An 18,007-nucleotide genomic window follows, 5' to 3' on the forward strand; every position below is an offset into this window, starting at 1 on the left:
TATAATCGCTCTTAAATGTTAAACCCTTAAAGAAGACTAAAAATGCTTGATCCTTAATCTTTTTTAACGCTCAAGTTTTATCAGCTGGTGGGCTTTTATAATTAAAGCTTTAGCTTTTACAACTTGCTTGAGTTTGAATTAAAGAACTTTTTAAAGCTTGTCTTTAAAAACGAAATGTAATTATAGACATCTAATGCTTAAAGTTTGCTTAAAGTTTTGAGAGTTTGGAAGGAATTTTAGAGTTTGAAAGAAAATTTAGAGTTTGGAAGGAATGGATACAAAGTTATTGGAAATGATTTTGAAATGATTGGAGATGATTGGAAAATGATGAAAATGATGAAATTGATGGAAATGATTTTGAATGGGGGCTAAGAATAAAGCTTTAAAATCAAACACAAAGCTTTAAAATCAAACACAAAGCTTTAAAATCAAACACACCCTAAAATCAAACGCATCGTTATCAAACGCACCATTAACCATTGATTAAATACCGCTAGATACAATACCCCGAGTCATCTTTTTTTCAAAAAAGGGGTAGAAATGGCATTCAAGTAATCAAGCAACCAAGCAACCAAGCAACCAAGCAACCAAGCAACCAAGCAACCAAGCAACGCTATCATGTTTTTATAACTATTTTTATCACTTTTACAAAAGATCGCTTAAAAATCCCTTACTTTTTATTATTCCCCTTTTCATTAACCCTATTATTAACCCTTTCATTCCCTCTTTTATTCCCCCCTTCATTAACCCGCGCCGCATTTTTCAACCATTTGATTCCATAAGCCCCATTTTTAAACCAGTGGGGCTTACAGAGTTAAATTCAATACAAGGAGAAGACGATGGCTCAGTTAGAAGATTTGAAAGCGCATGAAAAATACAATTTGTTGTTGTGCATGGTTTCAGGCGCGTATAAAGGGACTATTCCAGGGAATGAGGATTTTAAAGAATGGTGCGATGAATGCACTTTGACAGGTTTTCGTCCAAGAATGGGCGAAGTGGCTCAATACGAACATTTTGAACTCATGCGTAAAGCGGATTATGTGATTGGTATTGTGAATGAGGATTCAACGACTAGAGGGGCTGAAGTCCAACGGAGCGTTTTTGCCCTAAAGATTGACCATGACACTATCGGGACTGACGAAGAGGGGGCGTTAAAGGTTGAGGGCGTTTGCGCTCAAAAAGGGAGCCAGGAATACGAAGAATTGGTCAATAAAAACACTTGGCATTTCACGCACAGCACAAGACTTGGAAAACCAAAATTGATTAAAAGAAAAAGTTAAAGGGTTATGGGTTCTTAACCCATAAACCTATGAAAGGATTTTAATGGAATTATTGACTTTAGACGGAGTGATTGAAAAAGGCGTGTTTGAAATCCCCAGCTATCAAAGGGGGTATGCATGGCAGAAAGAGCAATTAAAGGATTTTTGGAACGATTTAGAGTATGTCTCTAAGCTGGGAGATAAATTCCATTACATGCATAGCTTAACCTTAAGAGAGCTTGAAAATGAGTTTGAAAATAGCGCTTTTGAAATCATAGACGGCCAGCAACGATTGGCTACAAGCCTGATTTTACTGGGCCTTTTAGCCAAGATTACTAAACATAAAGACCCAAAGTATGATTCAATGAACCTCGAACCCATTCTATCCTATAAGTATTATGGCTTGAGTGAAGCTTTTAGGGCGATCACTGAAGAAGAAAAAGATTTAGAAAGGTTTCAAACTTCTTTTTACGCTAAAAATTTGATTGACGCTTACGCATTTTTTAAAGAAAAAATCAGCGATACTCCTGTTGGAACGCTTGAAAAAATGTTTGATGCCCTCACTAAAAAAATGCTTTTTAGCGTGGTGGAATTGAATGATAACCGAATCGATCCGTTCAGCTCTTTTGAAACGATTAACAATCGTGGTAAGGATCTATCCACTTTGGAATTGTTCAAAAACCGCTTGCATTTTGTAGCGCACAAGATTTGCGATGGACAAAAATTAGAAACGCTTCAACAAGAAATCAATAAAACCTACACGATCGTTTATGACGATTTGAGGCAATCTAAAGACGATGATTTAGATAGTTTTTTAAAGCATTTTGTAGCGTATTACTATGGCGAGAGTGGTAAAAAATTTAAAGAAAGGTTATTGGAGACAGAGTTTGACGCCTATAAAAAATACGATACATACCCATATGATGAATATGAAAAAATAAATGATTTGTTATTGCATCTTTCTTATTCTTCTAAGGTTTGGTATTTCTTGCACACGCTTGATGATGAAGAGCTTAGGATTGAGATCACGCCTAAAATGCGCACCTTGTTAGACAAAATGCGGCGTTTAAACGCTTTGAGCGAAAACGCTTTTCTGCCCTTATTGCTCTCTCTTTTAACCATACAGCTTGCTGTAAGAAGTGGCAGTGAACGGCATTACACCACCAAAGAATTAGAGGGCTTATTAGAATATTTAGAGCGTTTCGGGTTTTTAATCTATGGGGTTGCTGACGGCAAGAATACGGCTAAAAATGAATGGATTGGATTAGCTTTCAAAGCGATTCAAGCGTGTAGATTTTGGGGAGATAAAATAACCATTGAAGATCTTCCAACGCTAGAAAAGAGTTTTTTCAACAGACAAGGAAATAGTGCTTTAGAATTGCTTGAAGAGAGTATCCATTCTAAAAAGAATACTGAAAAATGGTATCAGTGGGGCAAGGCATTGAATTACTTGCTTTATGAATACGAGCTATACCATAACCCTGAAACGACTCTGAATTTTGATGACAGTATAGAAAGCATTGAGCATATCCTGCCCCAAAAACCCGATCAAGGCTATAGCGCTAAAGAAAAAAGTTGGGCTAAAAACCCCCATATTGCGCATGCTTTAGGGAACTTGCTCTTAATTTCTAAAAACGCTAACAGCTCTTTAAGCAACAAGCCTTTTGAGGAAAAAAGAAAAGAATACCTTAAAGGCTCTTATAGCGAAAAAGAAGTGGCTAAAAACGCTTCTTTTGGGGTCGTGCAAATCAAAGAAAGGAGTGAAAAATTATTAGACTTTTTAATCGCGCATTATCGTATCGCTGAATTGGTGGGTGAAAGCGAAATTAAAGCTTTTAAAAACGCTCTTTTGAAAGAGATCAAATGAAGCGATCACTCAAAAATAAGGGGGCGTTTAAAAAACGCCCACCCCACAACAAGGAGGAACAAGCCATGCCAAAAAGATAAAAACATTAAAAAAACATTGAACGACCGATTATAGCGGATTTTAAAATAAATTTTACCAAGGAGTGTTTTATGGGTTTTCAAAATGAAAATAAATTAAAAGTAGGGGCGTTAGTCAAAGCCACAATCAATAACAAAGTGGTGGAGGCTAAAGTCATTAATATTGGGTTTAATCGTGTAACCTTAAGGAGCCAAAAAGGCAACGAAGCCACCTACGCTTTCAATAGCGACAAGTTCTTAAAGTGGTTCAATAAAGTTCCATTGACCGAGCATATGAGACTTCACGCTGAAAACAAAAAAGATAACGCTGATGATTTGTTGAAAGGTCTTAAAATTGTAACTAGCGGACCGAGTGTTAAGGAAAGGACTTCTACTCCTAAAGAGTCTAAAGAAAAAGAGGACAGGTTTAAACTCTCTTTCGCTTTTAAAGATAAAGATAGGACTAGCTTTGAGCTTGTGGCGGAGGATTATACTCTAACCGACAGAAAAAGCCGACTTGGTGCGTTAATCACTCCCATGTTTTTTGGGGCAAAGGCAGTCAAGTAACCGCTATCATTCTTACCGCTCTTAATAACGCTAAAGGACTAAATAGACATAGCGATGCGGAGTGGTCTAAAATGATTGAAAGTCGTAATACTGATGATTGTAATTATGACACTTTTGATTATATGGATAGAGTTGCGACTACTTTATTCTGTGGCGTGATTAAGGCGTATGCGGAGGGGCGTGAGGAATTTAATGCGGAGTTTAATGATTTCTCTCCTAATGGTTTTTGGGCTACGACTTTACCTAAAAACAAAAATGAGGCGTTGTTTATCGCTCAACTCTTATGCGATGGTGGTATCAATAAATATAGTCTTTCTTGTGCGGGTCTTACTGAAAATTTGTTAAAAGACATTTACAATTATATCGGTTTGGCTAATGCGGAGGAGATTGATGAGTATATTGATAACCTAGATAAGGAAGAGGTTGAAAATTTAGAAAACTAACCGCCCTCCCCTCCCCTCTTACTCTCTTGTGAGGGGTCTCTCTTTTTTTAATCTCTTTTATTCTTTGATTTTTTTCTTCTCCCCCTAACCTGTCCATTTAATTTGGAAGGGCTTTAATCTTAAAACCCTATCTTTGCGCGTTATTTCGCATTCAAAAGGCGTTTTTCTTTAAATTCCTGGTATTCTTTGATCGCATAATTCACAAAGGGTTTGATCGCAATCCCACCCCTAGAGGCAAAATCCCCATACACTTCCAAATACTTTGGCTCTAGCAATTGGACTAAATCTAATAAGATCGTATTGATGCAGCTCTCATGGAAACTCCCATGGTTTCTGTAACTGAATAAATAGAGTTTTAGAGACTTGCTTTCTACCATTTTATCTTTAGGGATGTAGCGGATAAAAATCACGCCAAAATCTGGCTGGGAAGTGATGGGGCAAAGGCTTGTAAATTCCTTGCATTCTAGCGTGATTAGGGGGTCTAAATTGGGGTTTGGGTTAGGGAAAGCTTCTAATAATTGGCTGTTGTATTCAAAAATATAGGGCGTTTTAGCACCTAAGGATTTGAGGTTTGATTCAGGGGTCATTAATCTTCCTTGATTTGAGTTATAATAAGGTTATTTTAACCCATTTTTTAGGAAACTCATGAACCAACGCATAGAAATGATTACGGCTTTATTAGATGAAAAAAAGGCTTTTGATATTACACACATTGATTTGTCTAAAACCCCCTATTTGGTAGAAGATGTCATTATCGCTACCACGCTAGCGAATAAGCATGCCCTTTCTTTATTAGATGCGCTTAAAAACACCCTTAAGCCTTTAGGGGAAGTCTTTTACCAGATAGATGAGTCTAATGAAGAGTGGATCATTTTGGATTTAGGGGATTTGATGATCCATCTTTTCACCGAAGAATGCCGTAAAAAATTTGACTTAGAAGGGTTTTTGAACGCTTATAAAAGGGAGATTCCTTATCAAAACGCTTAAGAAACTCATCGCGCTTCTAGGGCCTAGCGGGAGCGGGAAAAGTGCTCTTTCTATTGAATTAGCCCAAGAATTGGACGCTGAAATCTTTTCTTTGGATTCTTTGAGTATTTATAAAGACATTAATATCGCTTCGGCTAAACCGAGCCTGAAAGAGCGAAAAAATATCAAACATTACGCCCTAGACTGCCTTAACATTGATGAAAAAAATAACGCTCCTCTTTTTAAAACCCTTTTAGAGGACGCCATGAGAGTATCCTCTAAAGAGATTTTACTCATTGTGGGAGGGAGCAGTTTTTACCTCAAATCCATTTTAGAAGGTTTGAGCGATACGCCAAAAATTAGCGGTGAGGAGGTTGTAAAAATAGATCGAGAAATTGCCACTCTTTCTAACCCTTATATATTTTTAAAATCCATTGACCCTAACATGGCTTTTAAAATCCATCCAAACGACACTTACCGCATCCATAAGGCTTTAGAAATCTTTTATGCCACCCGCACGCCCCCAAGCGAGTATTTTAAGGCTAACCCTAAAAAACCCTTTGAGCATGCTATCTCGTTATTCGCTCTGTCTGTTGAAAAAAACGCGCTTCATAACAATATCAAACAGCGCACTAAAAACATGCTCCATTCAGGGCTTATTGAAGAAATCAAAGCCCTTTATATTAAATACCCTAAAGATTCGCAGCCTTTTAAAGCTATAGGCGTTAAAGAGAGCGTTCTTTATTTAGAAAAACGACTCACTTTAAAGGAGCTAGAAGAAGCGATTACCTCTAACACCATCAAATTAGCCAAGCGCCAAAACACTTTCAATAAAACCCAATTCAATAACCTTTATGCGGGGAGCGTTGAAGAGATTAGGCATGCGATTTTAAAACACTCAAAAAGCGATATAAGGGAGCGATAAATGGACACGCAAAATTTACCCGATCAAATTATCCCTATTTTTATGAGTTTTGATAAGAATTACGCACTAGGGGCAGGAGTGAGCCTTTATTCTTTACTCTCCCATGCGAGCAGGCACACAAGTGCGATAGACTTTAGCCCCTTAAATCAAAGCAACCAACTTTTAGGCGCTAACATCGTGTATAAAATCCATTGTTTGATTAAAGGGGTCACTTTAGAGCAGCAAAACAAGCTTTTAAAAACCATTGAGCCTTTTAAAAAATTCGCTTCATTAGAGTTTATAGACATCAATTCGTTAGATCATTCCATAGAAAGCTATCTCAATGAGTCTTGCTCCAAGCGTTATGGCGGGCTTCTTGTTTTGTGCCGGCTCTTGCTCGCTTCATTATTCCCTAATTATTCTAAAATCATTTCCATAGATGTGGATACGGTGTTTTTAGGCGATGTTGCAAGCGCTTATTTTGCGCTGGATAACGACCCCACTAAATTGCTTGGCATGGTGAGAGACACTTTTTCCCACCTTCCTTTTGAAGCCTTTTGTGATTTTTGCGAGCGCGCTTGCAAGAATTTTAAAATGGATTTTTCACGCTTTAGCCCAAACGAATTAAAACGCATCCATCAAGGTTTTAACATGGGCTTTTTGGTGGCGAATTTAGATTTGTGGCGCGAAAATGGGTTTGAAAAAATCGCTTTAGAGTTTTTAAAAACTAGGGGGAAAGACCTTTTCTACCCTGAGCAGTGTTTGGTTAATATGGTGTTTTTAGAGCGCATTTTAGAATTGCCCATTCATTATAATTGCTATTCTGACTTTTTCAAAGAGCACTACCCTAAAAACATCATCATGCTCCATTTCATCCAATACAAGCCGTGGCGTTCTGTCAGTTCTTTGAACGGGCGTTTGATTTGTTATGAAGCTGAAGCGGGTTTTTGGCTTGCAAACCTTTTTTGCACCCCTTTTAAAAACGATTTTTTTAAAGAACGCCTTGAAATGGCTAAAGACCAACAAATGCAATCTTTTAAAACCCACATAAGATCGCAAACTATTAGAAATTATTTTTATTTTAGGATAAAAAATATTTTGAAAAAAGTTTTCAAACCCTCTTAAAGGACATTCATGGAAAAATTATTGAAGTTTTTAAAATTCTTTGCCAGTAGCGTAACTCTAGATGAAAAATTTTTAATATTCCTTCTTTGTAACGCTCTTTCTAACGCCTACAAAAATAGCGATCTGTTTTCTTTCTCTAAAGGCTTTTTAGGCGCTTTTTTAATCGGGTTTGTGGTGTATTATGTTGCCGCTTCTATCCCTAAAAAGTGCTTGCAACATTCATTAGAATGGCTGTTTATAGGAAGCGGTATTATCTTTAGCGTGGCTGAAATTTTTACACTCTTTATGTTTAAAATGCCTTTTTCCAAAGGCTTGATTGACACGCTTTTAGCCACAAACAGCTTTGAAACGATGGCGTTCATAAAAAGCTATAAAAATTATTTGTTTTACTACACTTTTATTTTGATCGCTTTGTTGATTATGATTAAAATCATTCGCTTTAGAGCGCTTGTGCCTGGTGTGATAGCGGGCGTTTTAGGGCTTTCTATCCTTACAATAGGGAGCGTTCATAACATTAAACCCCTTACAAATAACGATGCGATTTTAAAAAGATCATTGTTTTCTCTTTCCTTAACTAGGGGGTTTTATTCCGCTTATTTGAGCTTGTTTGATCGCCAACAAGCCATAAAATTTTATAGTTTTTTAAATAACCTTTATTTACCAAGTGATTATCTTTCTAGCACGGGCGATGTTCCAAATGTCGTCTTAGTCATCGGCGAAAGCGCGAGCAGAAATTTCATGCAACTCTATGGCTATAGCGTTCCTAATAACCCCTTATTGAGCGAACTCGCCAACGAGAGAGAGAGAGAGAGAGTAACAACCTATTCGTGTTTTCTGACACGATAAGCAAAGAAGCCCACACCTCTGATGTCTTTGAAAACTTGCTTAATTACAGCGACGCCGAAACGAATAAGCCTTGGTATCATTACCACAACATGATAGATATTTTCAAGCGATCCCATTATGAAACTTTTTGGTTAGAAAAACAATTCGTCGATCAATGGTCATTGATACAAGATCTAGTTTCTAGTCGCTCTAAAAACCGCTACCTCCTTCAACGCGATAGAAACCGCTACTTCCTTCCTAAAGAATGGACAAGCTATGATGAAGATATTTTAACTTTTTATTCCAAAAATATCCCATCCCAATTAAAAAGCAAGAATTTTATCGTGTTCCATTTGCGTGGCTCACACAAGACTTACAGCGAGCGTTTCCCTAAAAGCTTCGCCAAATTCAAACCAAGCGATTTGTCTTTTTCTAATTTGCATGTGAGCAATGATAGAGACAAACAAATCGTTGCCGATTATGTCAATTCGCTTTATTATAACGACTTTGTTTTGAATGGGATTTTTAACCTCTTTAAAGATAAGGATGCTATTGTGTTTTATTTGAGCGATCATGCGCAAGATGTTTTTGAAAGCGGCCCCACTTATGGGCATAGCTGTTCTAAAGCGGGATTAGAAATCCCTTTTATGATTTATGTGAGCGATATTTTTAAAGAAAAACACCCCGAGAAAGTCAAATTGATTAAAAACGCTTTAAACAAACCTTTCATGAGCGATGATTTAATCCATTCTCTTTTGCCTTTGGTGGGCATTCGCACTAAAGATGAAATAGAGAGTAAAAACCTTTTTAGCCCACAATTTGACGCCCAAAGAAAAAGGATTACTTGTCGTTGGGGGATTGGATCATGATAAGGCTGAAAAATAAGGCTCTGCTCTCATCAATAGGGGTAAGATTGATTTTAAAAAAGCTTTCAACCCTACCTTAAAATTTTCACTTCTTCTTCTAAATGAATGCCGTATTCTTGTAACACTCTGGTTTTGGCGAGTTCTATCAGATCTAGGGCTTCTTCGAATTCTGCACCCCCCAAATTCACCAAAAAATTCGCATGCTCTTTGGCAAAGCCCACTCTTTTCGAGCAATAACCCCTTAAGCCCACGCCCTCTAAAAGCCTGCCCGCATGATCGTTAGGCGGGTTTTTGAAACAGCTCCCAAAATTAGGCAATTTGGGGTGGCTTTTGCGCATGCTTTTACACGCTTTTAAAACTTCTTCTCTAAAGCCATGCGTTTTTTTAAACCTAGCCCTTAAAACAACGCCATTGAATTTGCTGTTGCGATAATCTAACCCCAAAGCTTCACTCCCTAGCCATTCGCCATTAATGCAAGCGCTTTCTAAAATGTTTTTGATTTCAAATTCTTTCATGCCAGCATTCATTTTAACTAACGCCCCTAAAGTGCCAGGCAATTGCCCTAAAAACTCCAAACCCTCTAAATCATTCGCCCTAAAATAATTAAAAATTTTAGACGCATTGGCCGCCCCCCCTATTTCAATGCATTCACCCTTATCGCAAATATAATCGTAGTTTTTGCCTAAAAGGGCGAGATTTTTTGCGCTAGGAGCGATCAAAAGGTTGTTCGCTAAACCGATAATCTGGTGTTCTTGAGAAATTTCATCATCGTTTTCTAAAACGCTCACTTTTAAAGGCGTGCCGATTTTCACGCTGCTGTAACGGGAAAAATCAATAATGGTTTCTAGCATTTGCTAGCCTATGATTTTAGGAATGAGCTTGATTAAGGTTTTGGTGTAGTCTAAAAGCATGTTAGTCATCCACGGCATGGTTAAAATCAGCACCCCAATCACGGCTAAAATCTTAGGCACAAAAGACAAGGTCATTTCATTGATTTGAGTGGTCGCTTGAAAAATACTGACTAACAGACCCACCACTAAGCCCGCTAGTAATACCGGTAAAGAAATCATCAAAGTGATTTTATAAGTCTCAATGGCGAGTTTCATGAGTTGTGATTCCATAACATTCCTTTTATCTTAAGATTTCTTCTAATTGCTGAAAGCTTGTTTCAAAAGGCTGTAAAGCGTTTTCATCTTGCGCTAAAAATTGCTCCATTAGAGCCTTTTTCTTAATCGCTTCATCAAGCTCTTTATCGTTCCCCATTTGATAAGAGCCGATGCGAATGAGCATTTCATTTTCTTTCAATAACGCATACAAACGGCGGAATTTTCTCGCATAAAGGTTTTGAGACTCGCTGATGATGTCTTTAGCCACCCTTGATGCGGAGTTTAAAATATTGATAGGCGGGTAGATCCCATAATCGGTCAATTCCCTGCTTAAGACAATATGCCCATCTAAAATACTCCTAGCTTGATCGGCTATGGGATCGCTCAAATCATCGCCCTCTACTAGCACGCTAAAAAAAGCCGTAATGCTCCCCTTATTTTCTTCCTTGCCCGCCCTCTCCATTAATTGAGGCAATAAAGAAAGCGCGGATGGGGGGTAGCCTTTGGAAGTGGGCGGTTCGCCTAAGGCCAAACCGATTTCTCTTTGAGCCATAGCGAAACGAGTCACTGAATCCATGATAAACAACACGTCTAGCCCTTGGTTTTTAAAATACTCCGCCACGCTCATCGCGCAAAAAGCCCCGTATTTGCGCATCAAAGGGCTATCATCGCTCGTAGCGACCACCAACACGCAAGAGCTTAAATCCCCTTTCAAGTTTTTCTCTATAAATTCAGGGATTTCTCTGCCCCTTTCCCCAATCAAAGCGATCACTTTAATCGGCGCTAAGCAACCCCTAGTGATCATGCCCATTAGCGTGGATTTACCCACCCCAGAGCCGGCAAAAATGCCCAGTTTTTGCCCCTTACCGCAAGTCAAAAGCCCATCAATGCTCTTCACCCCCACGCTAAAAACCTCATCAATCAAGCCTCTTTTTAAAGGGGCTATAGGCGTTGTAATCACAGGTGCTAATCGTTCATAATCTAGCGCCCCCTTATTGTCAATGACTTGCCCTAAAGGGTTAAGCACCCTCCCTAAAAGATTACGGCCCACAGGGAAATTCAACCCCTCTTTTAAAAACAGCACCTTATCGCCAGCCCTAGCCCCCTCTATAAAGTTAAAGGGCGTGAAACCAAACTGCTCTTTTTCTGCCACCACCACCATTCCCACGCATTCGCTGCCATCGCTTTTTTCAATCTTCACCACATCGCCCACAGAGGGGTTAAAACCATTCGCATAGACGATATTGGGCATGATTTTTTTCACGCTTCCGTAGCGAGGCGATAGATCAAAATGCTGATTCAAGCGGTTTTTTAAGGATTTTAGGGGCATTTAAAGCTCTTTAGTCCATAAGACTTCAGCGATTTGGCGCTCATTGTTGATTCTATTCACATGCACGATCACATCAATCGCGCTTTTAAAATACGCTCGCATCAAATCCTTATCTAAAGAATGCGTATAACGCATGCTTAAATTCAGTGAAAGGGCTTCTAAAGTGTTTTGAGCGCTATTAGCGTGAATGGTTGAAAGCATGCCCTTATGCCCGGTATTCCCTAAACGCAAAAAGAGCGCCGCATTCCTGGTGTCAATCTCGCCCACAATGAGTCTGTCCGGGTTTAAGCGCATGGCCATATTGAGAGCGTCTTCATAATTAAAGCGCGTGTTCTCTTGCTTGCCCACTAAAAGCCCCACGCAATTACTGAACGCTTTTAAATCCAATTCTTGGCTGTCTTCAACGCTCACCACCCTTTCATCTTTATTGACGCAATCTAAAAGAGCGTTGAGTAAGCTTGTTTTACCGCTTGAAGTCTCCCCGCTAATGAGAATGTTATGCCCTTTTAGGGCTAAATTTTTCAAACCCTTTGGATCGCTTGCTTTGAAAGTGAAATCGTCTAAACTTAAGGGCTTAAGCCTAGGTACACGGATATTGAGCGTAATTTGATTATTCGTGGTGATACTGAAGTGATTCGCGCTCACCCTATAGCACGTGAAAGGGATAGAGCAATTTAAAGTGGGGTGTTCTTCATCAAAAAACAACCCCCTAAAACTGGCCAATTGCTCGCAAAACCTCAATAAAAACGCCTTATCAAAAAGCACATGCTCTCTTTTTTCTCGTGTGTTATTGATCTTATAAAGCCAAAGCTCTTGTTCGGTATTGATGATAAGCTCGGTGATCCCGCTTTCTAAAAAAGGGGTGAAATGACCGATTAGGGCTTGTAAAACTCTATGGGTTTGTAAAGTTTCCAAAAGCCCTATCCTTTTATCATCGCTCTTTTAAAACCTCTTCGCAGCGCTTGCAAGGGGTGTTTTCTAACTCGCTTTTAAAACGCCAACACCTGGGGCATTTATAAAAGGGGGCTTTAAAGAGCGTGAATGCTGGCGTTTCGCTCAATTTTTCTTTTGCAATCCCCACAAAGCTTACCATCAGCAATTCTTCTACTAAATTTTCACGCAACGCTTTTTCTTTCACTTCAATAGCGCATTCCAACGAATTTTTAATAACGCCTTCTTTTTTCAATCGGTCTAACTCTTCATTAAAGGCAGAACGCAAGGCTAAAACGGCTTCAAAATTTTCTGGTTTTTTAAACTCTTTAAGGTGGAGTTTTTCTGAAACGCTAATGTCTTTTAAATCAAACACATCTTTGGCTTGTAAAAACGCACAAAGCACCTGGCTATGCTCTAAAACTTCTTCAATCGTGTGCGTTAAAATCGGGGCTAAAAAGTAGCACAATTGACTAGCCACAGCGAGTAAGACCATTTGAATGGCTTGGCGTTTTTTATTGTTTTTGCTATCGCAATACAAGCTATCCTTACAAGCGTCTAAATAAATCCCGCTCAATTCATTGGTAACAAACGCCATTAAAATATTCAAGCCTTTCACAAAATCATGCTCTTCAAACGCGCTATTGACTCCAGCACTTATGGTTTCTAAAGCCTCTAATATAAAATGATCTAAAGGGCTAAAATCATGGGAGCGTTCTAAATTCTTGAGATCCATATCGCTAAAATTGGCGAGTAAGAATTTTAGGGTGTTGCGGAATTTTTTATAATGCTGTTCTGTTTGAATGAAAAAGGTTTGAGAGACCCTCAAATCGTTTTGATAGTCATTAAACGCTACCCACAAACGCACAACATCGCTCCCATGCTTTTTGAGTAAGTTATCCAAAGACACCACATTGCCCTTAGATTTGCTCATTTTCTCGCCCTTTTCATCGACGATAAAGCCATGCGTAATGACCTTTTTAAAAGGGGCTTGGTTGTTTAAAACACAACCGATTAGAAGTGAGCTTTGAAACCACCCCCTATGCTGATCGCTCCCTTCTAAGATCACATCGCTAGGGCTTTGCCCCTTTGCTCCATGATAATCTTCTAAAACCGCCTTAAAGGTGCTACCGCTATCAAACCACACGTCTAAAATATGCATGACTTTTTCATAATGTGTGGCGTCCTCTTGATAGCTAGGGGGTAATAAATCTTTCACGCTATATTCCCACCACACATCACAGCCTTTTTTTTCAAAAAGATTCGCCACATGCTCTAAAACTTCGCTCTCAAAACAAGGCTTATTCGTGCGTTTGTCTACGAAAAAGGCCAGTGGCACGCCCCATTTTCTTTGCCGGCTCAAGCACCAATCAGGGCGGTTTTCTATCATGGTTTTTAGGCGGTTTTTCCCGCTACTTGGTACAAATTCCACCTTTTCAATCGCATTCAAAGCCACTTCTCTTAAGGTTTTTTGAGTGCCATCATTTTGCATGAAAGGCTCATCCATTAAAATAAACCATTGCGTGGTCGCTCTGTAAATCACAGGCTTGTGCGTCCTCCAGCAATACGGGTAGGAATGCTCAATCTCTTGCTCTAGCAATAAAGAATCGCCCAATTGCTCTATAATGCGTTTTTGAGCCTTAAAAACATGCTCGCCCAAATAGCTTTCATCTAATAATTTCTTATGGATAATGCCCTCATCATAGCAACCCTTTTCATCTACAGACATTAACACTTCTAAATTATATCTTAAGCCTAAATAATAGTCCTCTTCACCATGCCCGGGAGCGGTATGCACGGCTCCTGTGCCATCTTCTAAACCGACATGCTCTCCTAGAGTGATTAGGGAATCTCTTTGGTTTAAAGGATTGGTGGCCTTCAAATATTCTAAATCATTGGAATTGAATTCATGCGTGATCTCACTATCCACCACCCCTAAAGCGGCTAATTTTTCATGCAAGGCTTTAGCGACTAAATAGCCTTTTTGAGTGAGCGCATAAAGGGCGTCTTTTTTCAAAGCGATCGCTTCATTCGCATACAAAGTCCAAGGCGTGGTCGTCCAAATCACCAAGCTCGCTTTTTTGACTTTTAATTTTTCTAAACTCTCCTTTTTCAAACCAAACGCCACGAAAATGGAGGGCGATTTTTTCATTTTGTATTCCACTTCAGCTTCCGCTAAAGCGCTCTCGCATGCATAACTCCAATAAATAGGCTTATGGCGCTCTTTCAAAAGCCCTTTTTTAGCCACTTCCACTAAAGCCCTATAAATGCTCGCTTCAAATTTAAAATCCATGGTTTTATAAGGATCTTCAAAATCCCCCAAAACGCCTAATTGCAAAAACTCGTTCTTTTGGATCTCTAAAAACTTCTTCGCATGATCTCGGCACTTTTCTCTAAACAACGTGGGGTTTTCTAGGCTCGTTTTTTCCTTTTCCAATTGTTCTAAAATTTGCTGCTCAATGGGTAAGCCATGGCAATCCCAACCGGGCGTGTAATAAATTTTATTCCCTTTAAAATATTCCCTTTTAACGACAATGTCTTTTAAAATCTTATTTAAGGCATGCCCTAAATGCAAATGCCCGTTCGCATAAGGCGGCCCGTCATGCAAAGTGAAATCCCCATGGTTATCTTTCCTAGCTTGCATGCGTTTGAACGCTTGTTGCTCTTGCCATTTGGCGTAAGTTTTAGGCTCATTGACGCTCAAATTCCCTTTCATAGAAAAGGTGGTTGTGTTTAAGTTTAGGGTGTCTTTGTATTCTTTCACTGATTGTTCCTTAATCCTTTATCTTTATTCTTTTGTTTTAGGAGCGATATAAAGGTGCGTGTCTTTTCGTGGCACATTTTTTAAAGTAGGGATTTGTAAAATCGTGTATTCTTCTATCCCTTTTAAATAGTGCAAGCTAATCACATCGCCAATTTTCACTTCTTTACTGGCCTTAGCGCAACTCCCATTGAGCCACACCGCCCCCACATTGCACATATCTGTCGCTAAAACGCGCCGCTTCACTAAACCCACTGATTGTAAAAATTTGTCTATTCGCATGCGTTTATTTTACCCTATTCTTTAAGTTTTTAGCCATAACTTATTAGGGTTTTAGTTTTAGCATGTTAGCATTCAGCCACCACTCTTTTTAAGGAATTTGCTTGAAGTTTCATGCTGTGAGTTTGTTATTGGCTTTTTTATTAGCCTCTTGTTTGCCCCCTAAAGGCCATCATTCTGGTTTGGTGAATCTTTATATCGCGCATCAAGGCCAGAGCGTGCGCACTTATTGGCGCAAAGTGGATAGAGGAGTTGTCGCCAAACACAATGAAACGCTTAAGAAAAACCCTAAAGCAAAGCTCAAAGACCCTAGGGGGCCTTTGTTCATGCTTGGGAGCAATCGTTTCATGCTTTTATGGAAAAACCGCTATACTTTAGCCAAAGTCCAATCGTTCAAGCTAGAGCCCGGGTTTTATTACTTGGATTCTTTTAGCGTGGAAACTCAAAAAGGCATCTTGCAAAGCGCCCCCGGCTATTCATACACCAAAAATGGCTACGATTTTAAGAACAACCGCCCCTTTTTCCTAGCCTTTGAAGTCAAACCTGACAGCAAGATCGTTCTCCCTAGCGTGGAATTGAGCCTGATTAAAACCCCTAGAGGCTTTTTAGGGGTGTTTTTATTTGACAACAACGAAAAGGGGGCTAATACCCAATGGATTGAAGGGAGCTTGAATTTAAAGCTTAAAAACGCTTCTTTTAAAGACGCATGGGAGTTGGAACGATAAAACGCAAGGCTTTGTTTTATGGAGCGTTGGTATTAAAATATTAAAAAGTCTTAACGATACTATTAAATAAAAATTTACTTTTATAGGAATTGATGAGTATTAATGAGCGTTTGTAAAAATAAAAATCAAGTGTGTTGCGGTGGTTTGATTGGATTTAATGGGTTTGATTAGAATGGGTTAGAATGGAATGATTGTATCTTAAAGTCAAAGCCAGAGACAACCCTAGTCAAGTTGCCCCTAGCCACACCGATATTACTCGTGATGCCCGTGGCAACAACCTTCTTCTTGATGATGACTATCGCTAGTGCTGCAACAACCTTCTTCATGATGAGAGCTGTGGTGGTGATGGTGGTGTTCGCCGCCATGATAATGGTGGTGGTGTGTGTGGTGGTGATGGTGGTGGTGCCCGCCGTGTTGTTCTTCATGGTGTGCCATGATGACTCCTTTGATTAAAAATTTAAATTCTAGCTCACTGGCTAGGATTTTATTTTACAGTATAAAATCTAATCAATTGTTAATGGAAGAAATTTTGACGCTAATTTTTAAATTTTTGCTACTTGAAAAAAGAGGGCTAAAGCAAACAACGCTTGGTAGTGAATACTAGATCCATTGCCATTAAAATTTTTGATTTTGAAAGAAAACTAAATTAAAAGAGAAAGTTAAAAAGCCAGAAAGCAGCCCTAAGGCCGCCCCATAAACGCCCCAATCAATATTGTTGGTTTTGTTGTTGTGCTTTTTGTTGTTGTTGTTGTTGGTGTGCTTGTTGTTGTTGCTGTTGTTGCGCATGTTGCTCTGCTTGTTGTTCGGCGTGTTGTTGCGCGTTATGATGGTGGTGTTCGCCGCCATAATAATGGTGGTGGTGCGCGTGGTGATGGTGGTGGTGTTGGCTGTTAGCCTGTTGTTGCTGTTGTTGTTCATGGTGTGCCATGATGACTCCTTTAATTGAAATTTAATTCTAGCTCACTGGCTAGGATTTCATTCTATAATGCAAAATCTAACCAATTATTAACGAAAAAGATTTTAATACTAATTTTTAACACGAGTGCCAATTCAAGCGCTTCTGTTGTCAAAACTACCAACATCTTTGAATGAAAAAAGCTATAATAAAGAAGTTGCATTAAAAAGGAAAGACAAATCCCCTTTTTAAGGTATAATACTAGGAATTAAAAGCGTGCTATGGTAGTAGCTAAAAAGTCTTTAGGACAGCATTTTTTAACGGACGAGTCGTTTTTAGACAGAATCGTTAATGCTTTGCCTCCCTTAAATTCGTTAAGATTAATTGAAATCGGCGTGGGGTTAGGGGATTTGACTCTCAAGTTGTTGGATCGCTATCCTTTAAAGACTTATGAGATAGATAGCCATTTGTGCGAGAAAATGCGAGCGAGGTTAAAGGCAGAAAAAAAGCCTTTTCAATTGGAATTGGTAGAAAAAGACGCTCTTTTTTTAAAAGAAGAAGAGCCTTATTTTTTGATTTCTAATTTGCCTTATTATATCGCTACCAGGCTTGTTTTAAACGCGCTCAAAGACCCTAAATGCAGGGGCTTATTGGTGATGACGCAAAAGGAAGTGGCGCTCAAGTTTTGTGCTAAAGATTCACAGAACGCCTTAAGCGTTTTAGCGCACGCCATAGGGAACGCTACCCTTTTGTTTGATGTGCCGCCTAGCGCGTTTAGCCCGCCTCCAAAGGTGTTTTCTAGCGTGTTTGAAGTGATCAAAGAGCCGCTGAAAGAAAAGGCGTTGGCTTCATTAGCCCAAGCACCATTTTTTGAAGAAGCCCTACAAAAAGGGTTTGAAACATTAGAAGATTTTTTGAAAGCTTGTTTCTCATCTCCTAGGAAGACGCTTTCAAACAATCTTAAAAAAAGCGTTTCTTATAGAGAAAAGCTTGATAAGGTGTTAGATTTTTTAGCGTTAGAAAACCAACCAACAAGCGTGAGGGCGTCTGAGGTAAAAGATTATCTCAAGCTCTTAAAATCCGTTTTAAAAGGCTAGTGCCTT

Annotated in this window: 19 protein-coding genes and 2 pseudogenes; 11 read left to right on the plus strand and 10 right to left on the minus strand. The window is 39.1% G+C overall.

All coding sequences use genetic code 11. The features are described from left to right. The first annotated feature begins 243 nt into the window (after positions 1-243). The 4 genes and pseudogenes from EXS92_RS08080 to EXS92_RS04880 all read left to right on the plus strand — a co-directional run bounded on the left by EXS92_RS08080 (position 244) and on the right by EXS92_RS04880 (position 4,192). Complete coding sequence (locus EXS92_RS08080; protein ID WP_258230439.1) at positions 244-372, plus strand: hypothetical protein; 129 nt, start codon at positions 244-246, stop codon at positions 370-372. 467 nt (positions 373-839) lie between these two features. Beyond that, the gene (locus EXS92_RS04870) at positions 840-1,280 is read left to right on the plus strand and encodes a hypothetical protein (protein WP_000057815.1); all 441 of its coding nucleotides are present in this window, start codon (positions 840-842) and stop codon (positions 1,278-1,280) included. 43 nt (positions 1,281-1,323) lie between these two features. Continuing rightward, positions 1,324-3,126 carry a DUF262 domain-containing protein gene (locus EXS92_RS04875; protein WP_165515737.1) on the plus strand — a complete coding sequence of 601 codons (1,803 nt, stop codon included), beginning with the start codon at positions 1,324-1,326 and terminating at the stop codon, positions 3,124-3,126. A gap of 149 nt (positions 3,127-3,275) precedes the next feature. After that, positions 3,276-4,192: pseudogene (locus EXS92_RS04880) on the plus strand (hypothetical protein). Positions 4,193-4,332: 140 nt separating this feature from the next. On the opposite strand, the gene queF reads toward EXS92_RS04880, so the two are convergent. Then, positions 4,333-4,779, minus strand: a complete 447-nt coding sequence (gene queF, locus EXS92_RS04885; protein ID WP_000187342.1) for a preQ(1) synthase — start codon at positions 4,777-4,779, stop codon at positions 4,333-4,335. 58 nt (positions 4,780-4,837) lie between these two features. Here queF and rsfS point away from each other — a divergent pair, with 58 nt between their 5' ends. Genes rsfS through EXS92_RS04910 form a run of 5 tightly spaced genes read left to right on the plus strand, consistent with a single transcriptional unit; the run spans position 4,838 to position 8,881 of the window. Beyond that, positions 4,838-5,179 carry a ribosome silencing factor gene (gene rsfS / locus EXS92_RS04890; protein WP_001076133.1) on the plus strand — a complete coding sequence of 114 codons (342 nt, stop codon included), beginning with the start codon at positions 4,838-4,840 and terminating at the stop codon, positions 5,177-5,179. A 7-nt stretch (positions 5,180-5,186) separates the two neighbouring features. Further along, entirely contained in the window at positions 5,187-6,083 is an 897-nt protein-coding gene (gene miaA / locus EXS92_RS04895; protein WP_165515758.1) for a tRNA (adenosine(37)-N6)-dimethylallyltransferase MiaA, read from the plus strand. Further along, positions 6,084-7,187: a glycosyltransferase family 8 protein gene (locus EXS92_RS04900; protein ID WP_165515738.1), complete on the plus strand. Its 1,104-nt coding sequence runs from the start codon at positions 6,084-6,086 to the stop codon at positions 7,185-7,187. A gap of 9 nt (positions 7,188-7,196) precedes the next feature. Next, positions 7,197-8,033: a phosphoethanolamine transferase gene (locus EXS92_RS04905; RefSeq protein ID WP_165515739.1), complete on the plus strand. Its 837-nt coding sequence runs from the start codon at positions 7,197-7,199 to the stop codon at positions 8,031-8,033. Next, complete coding sequence (locus EXS92_RS04910) at positions 8,015-8,881, plus strand: sulfatase-like hydrolase/transferase (protein WP_165515740.1); 867 nt, start codon at positions 8,015-8,017, stop codon at positions 8,879-8,881. Before EXS92_RS04905 ends, EXS92_RS04910 begins: the two co-directional genes overlap by 19 nt. Before the next feature lie 68 nt (positions 8,882-8,949). Here EXS92_RS04910 and EXS92_RS04915 read toward each other — a convergent pair whose 3' ends face one another. Genes EXS92_RS04915 through EXS92_RS04940 form a run of 6 tightly spaced genes read right to left on the minus strand, consistent with a single transcriptional unit; the run spans position 8,950 to position 15,287 of the window. Beyond that, a complete protein-coding gene (locus EXS92_RS04915; RefSeq protein WP_000894424.1) occupies positions 8,950-9,729 on the minus strand; it encodes a UDP-N-acetylmuramate dehydrogenase in 780 nt (259 codons plus the stop codon). A 3-nt stretch (positions 9,730-9,732) separates the two neighbouring features. Beyond that, a complete protein-coding gene (fliQ, locus tag EXS92_RS04920; RefSeq protein WP_000445741.1) occupies positions 9,733-9,999 on the minus strand; it encodes a flagellar biosynthesis protein FliQ in 267 nt (88 codons plus the stop codon). Positions 10,000-10,009: 10 nt separating this feature from the next. Continuing rightward, positions 10,010-11,314, minus strand: a complete 1,305-nt coding sequence (gene fliI / locus EXS92_RS04925; RefSeq protein WP_165515741.1) for a flagellar protein export ATPase FliI — start codon at positions 11,312-11,314, stop codon at positions 10,010-10,012. After that, the gene (locus EXS92_RS04930; RefSeq protein ID WP_165515742.1) at positions 11,315-12,229 is read right to left on the minus strand and encodes a CpaF/VirB11 family protein; all 915 of its coding nucleotides are present in this window, start codon (positions 12,227-12,229) and stop codon (positions 11,315-11,317) included. It abuts the gene before it with no gap. Between the two features lie 16 nt (positions 12,230-12,245). Then, on the minus strand, positions 12,246-15,008 hold the full coding sequence (gene ileS / locus EXS92_RS04935) for an isoleucine--tRNA ligase (protein ID WP_165515743.1): 2,763 nt from the start codon (positions 15,006-15,008) through the stop codon (positions 12,246-12,248). A gap of 24 nt (positions 15,009-15,032) precedes the next feature. Next, a complete protein-coding gene (locus EXS92_RS04940) occupies positions 15,033-15,287 on the minus strand; it encodes an RNA-binding S4 domain-containing protein (protein WP_001217161.1) in 255 nt (84 codons plus the stop codon). 101 nt (positions 15,288-15,388) lie between these two features. On the opposite strand from EXS92_RS04940, the gene EXS92_RS04945 reads away from it, so the two are divergent. Next, complete coding sequence (locus EXS92_RS04945) at positions 15,389-16,009, plus strand: hypothetical protein (protein ID WP_165515744.1); 621 nt, start codon at positions 15,389-15,391, stop codon at positions 16,007-16,009. Between the two features lie 167 nt (positions 16,010-16,176). Here the strand turns inward: EXS92_RS04945 and EXS92_RS04950 are convergent, their stop codons facing one another. The 3 genes and pseudogenes from EXS92_RS04950 to hpnL all read right to left on the minus strand — a co-directional run bounded on the left by EXS92_RS04950 (position 16,177) and on the right by hpnL (position 16,937). Continuing rightward, on the minus strand, positions 16,177-16,374 hold the full coding sequence (locus EXS92_RS04950) for a hypothetical protein (RefSeq protein WP_226928963.1): 198 nt from the start codon (positions 16,372-16,374) through the stop codon (positions 16,177-16,179). Next, positions 16,325-16,444: pseudogene (locus tag EXS92_RS08195) on the minus strand (hypothetical protein); the annotation flags it as partial. The pseudogene EXS92_RS08195 and the gene EXS92_RS04950, both read right to left, overlap by 50 nt. A gap of 271 nt (positions 16,445-16,715) precedes the next feature. Then, the gene (gene hpnL, locus EXS92_RS04955; RefSeq protein ID WP_165515745.1) at positions 16,716-16,937 is read right to left on the minus strand and encodes a nickel-binding protein HpnL; all 222 of its coding nucleotides are present in this window, start codon (positions 16,935-16,937) and stop codon (positions 16,716-16,718) included. A 248-nt stretch (positions 16,938-17,185) separates the two neighbouring features. On the opposite strand from hpnL, the gene rsmA reads away from it, so the two are divergent. Beyond that, positions 17,186-18,001 (plus strand): 16S rRNA (adenine(1518)-N(6)/adenine(1519)-N(6))-dimethyltransferase RsmA, encoded by an 816-nt coding sequence (gene rsmA / locus EXS92_RS04960; RefSeq protein WP_165515746.1) that lies wholly within the window; start codon positions 17,186-17,188, stop codon positions 17,999-18,001. The last annotated feature ends 6 nt before the right edge of the window (positions 18,002-18,007 follow it).

The sequence above is a fragment of the Helicobacter pylori genome, assembly GCF_011175115.1.
In the GTDB taxonomy this organism is placed as follows: Bacteria; Campylobacterota; Campylobacteria; order Campylobacterales; family Helicobacteraceae; genus Helicobacter; species Helicobacter pylori_DF.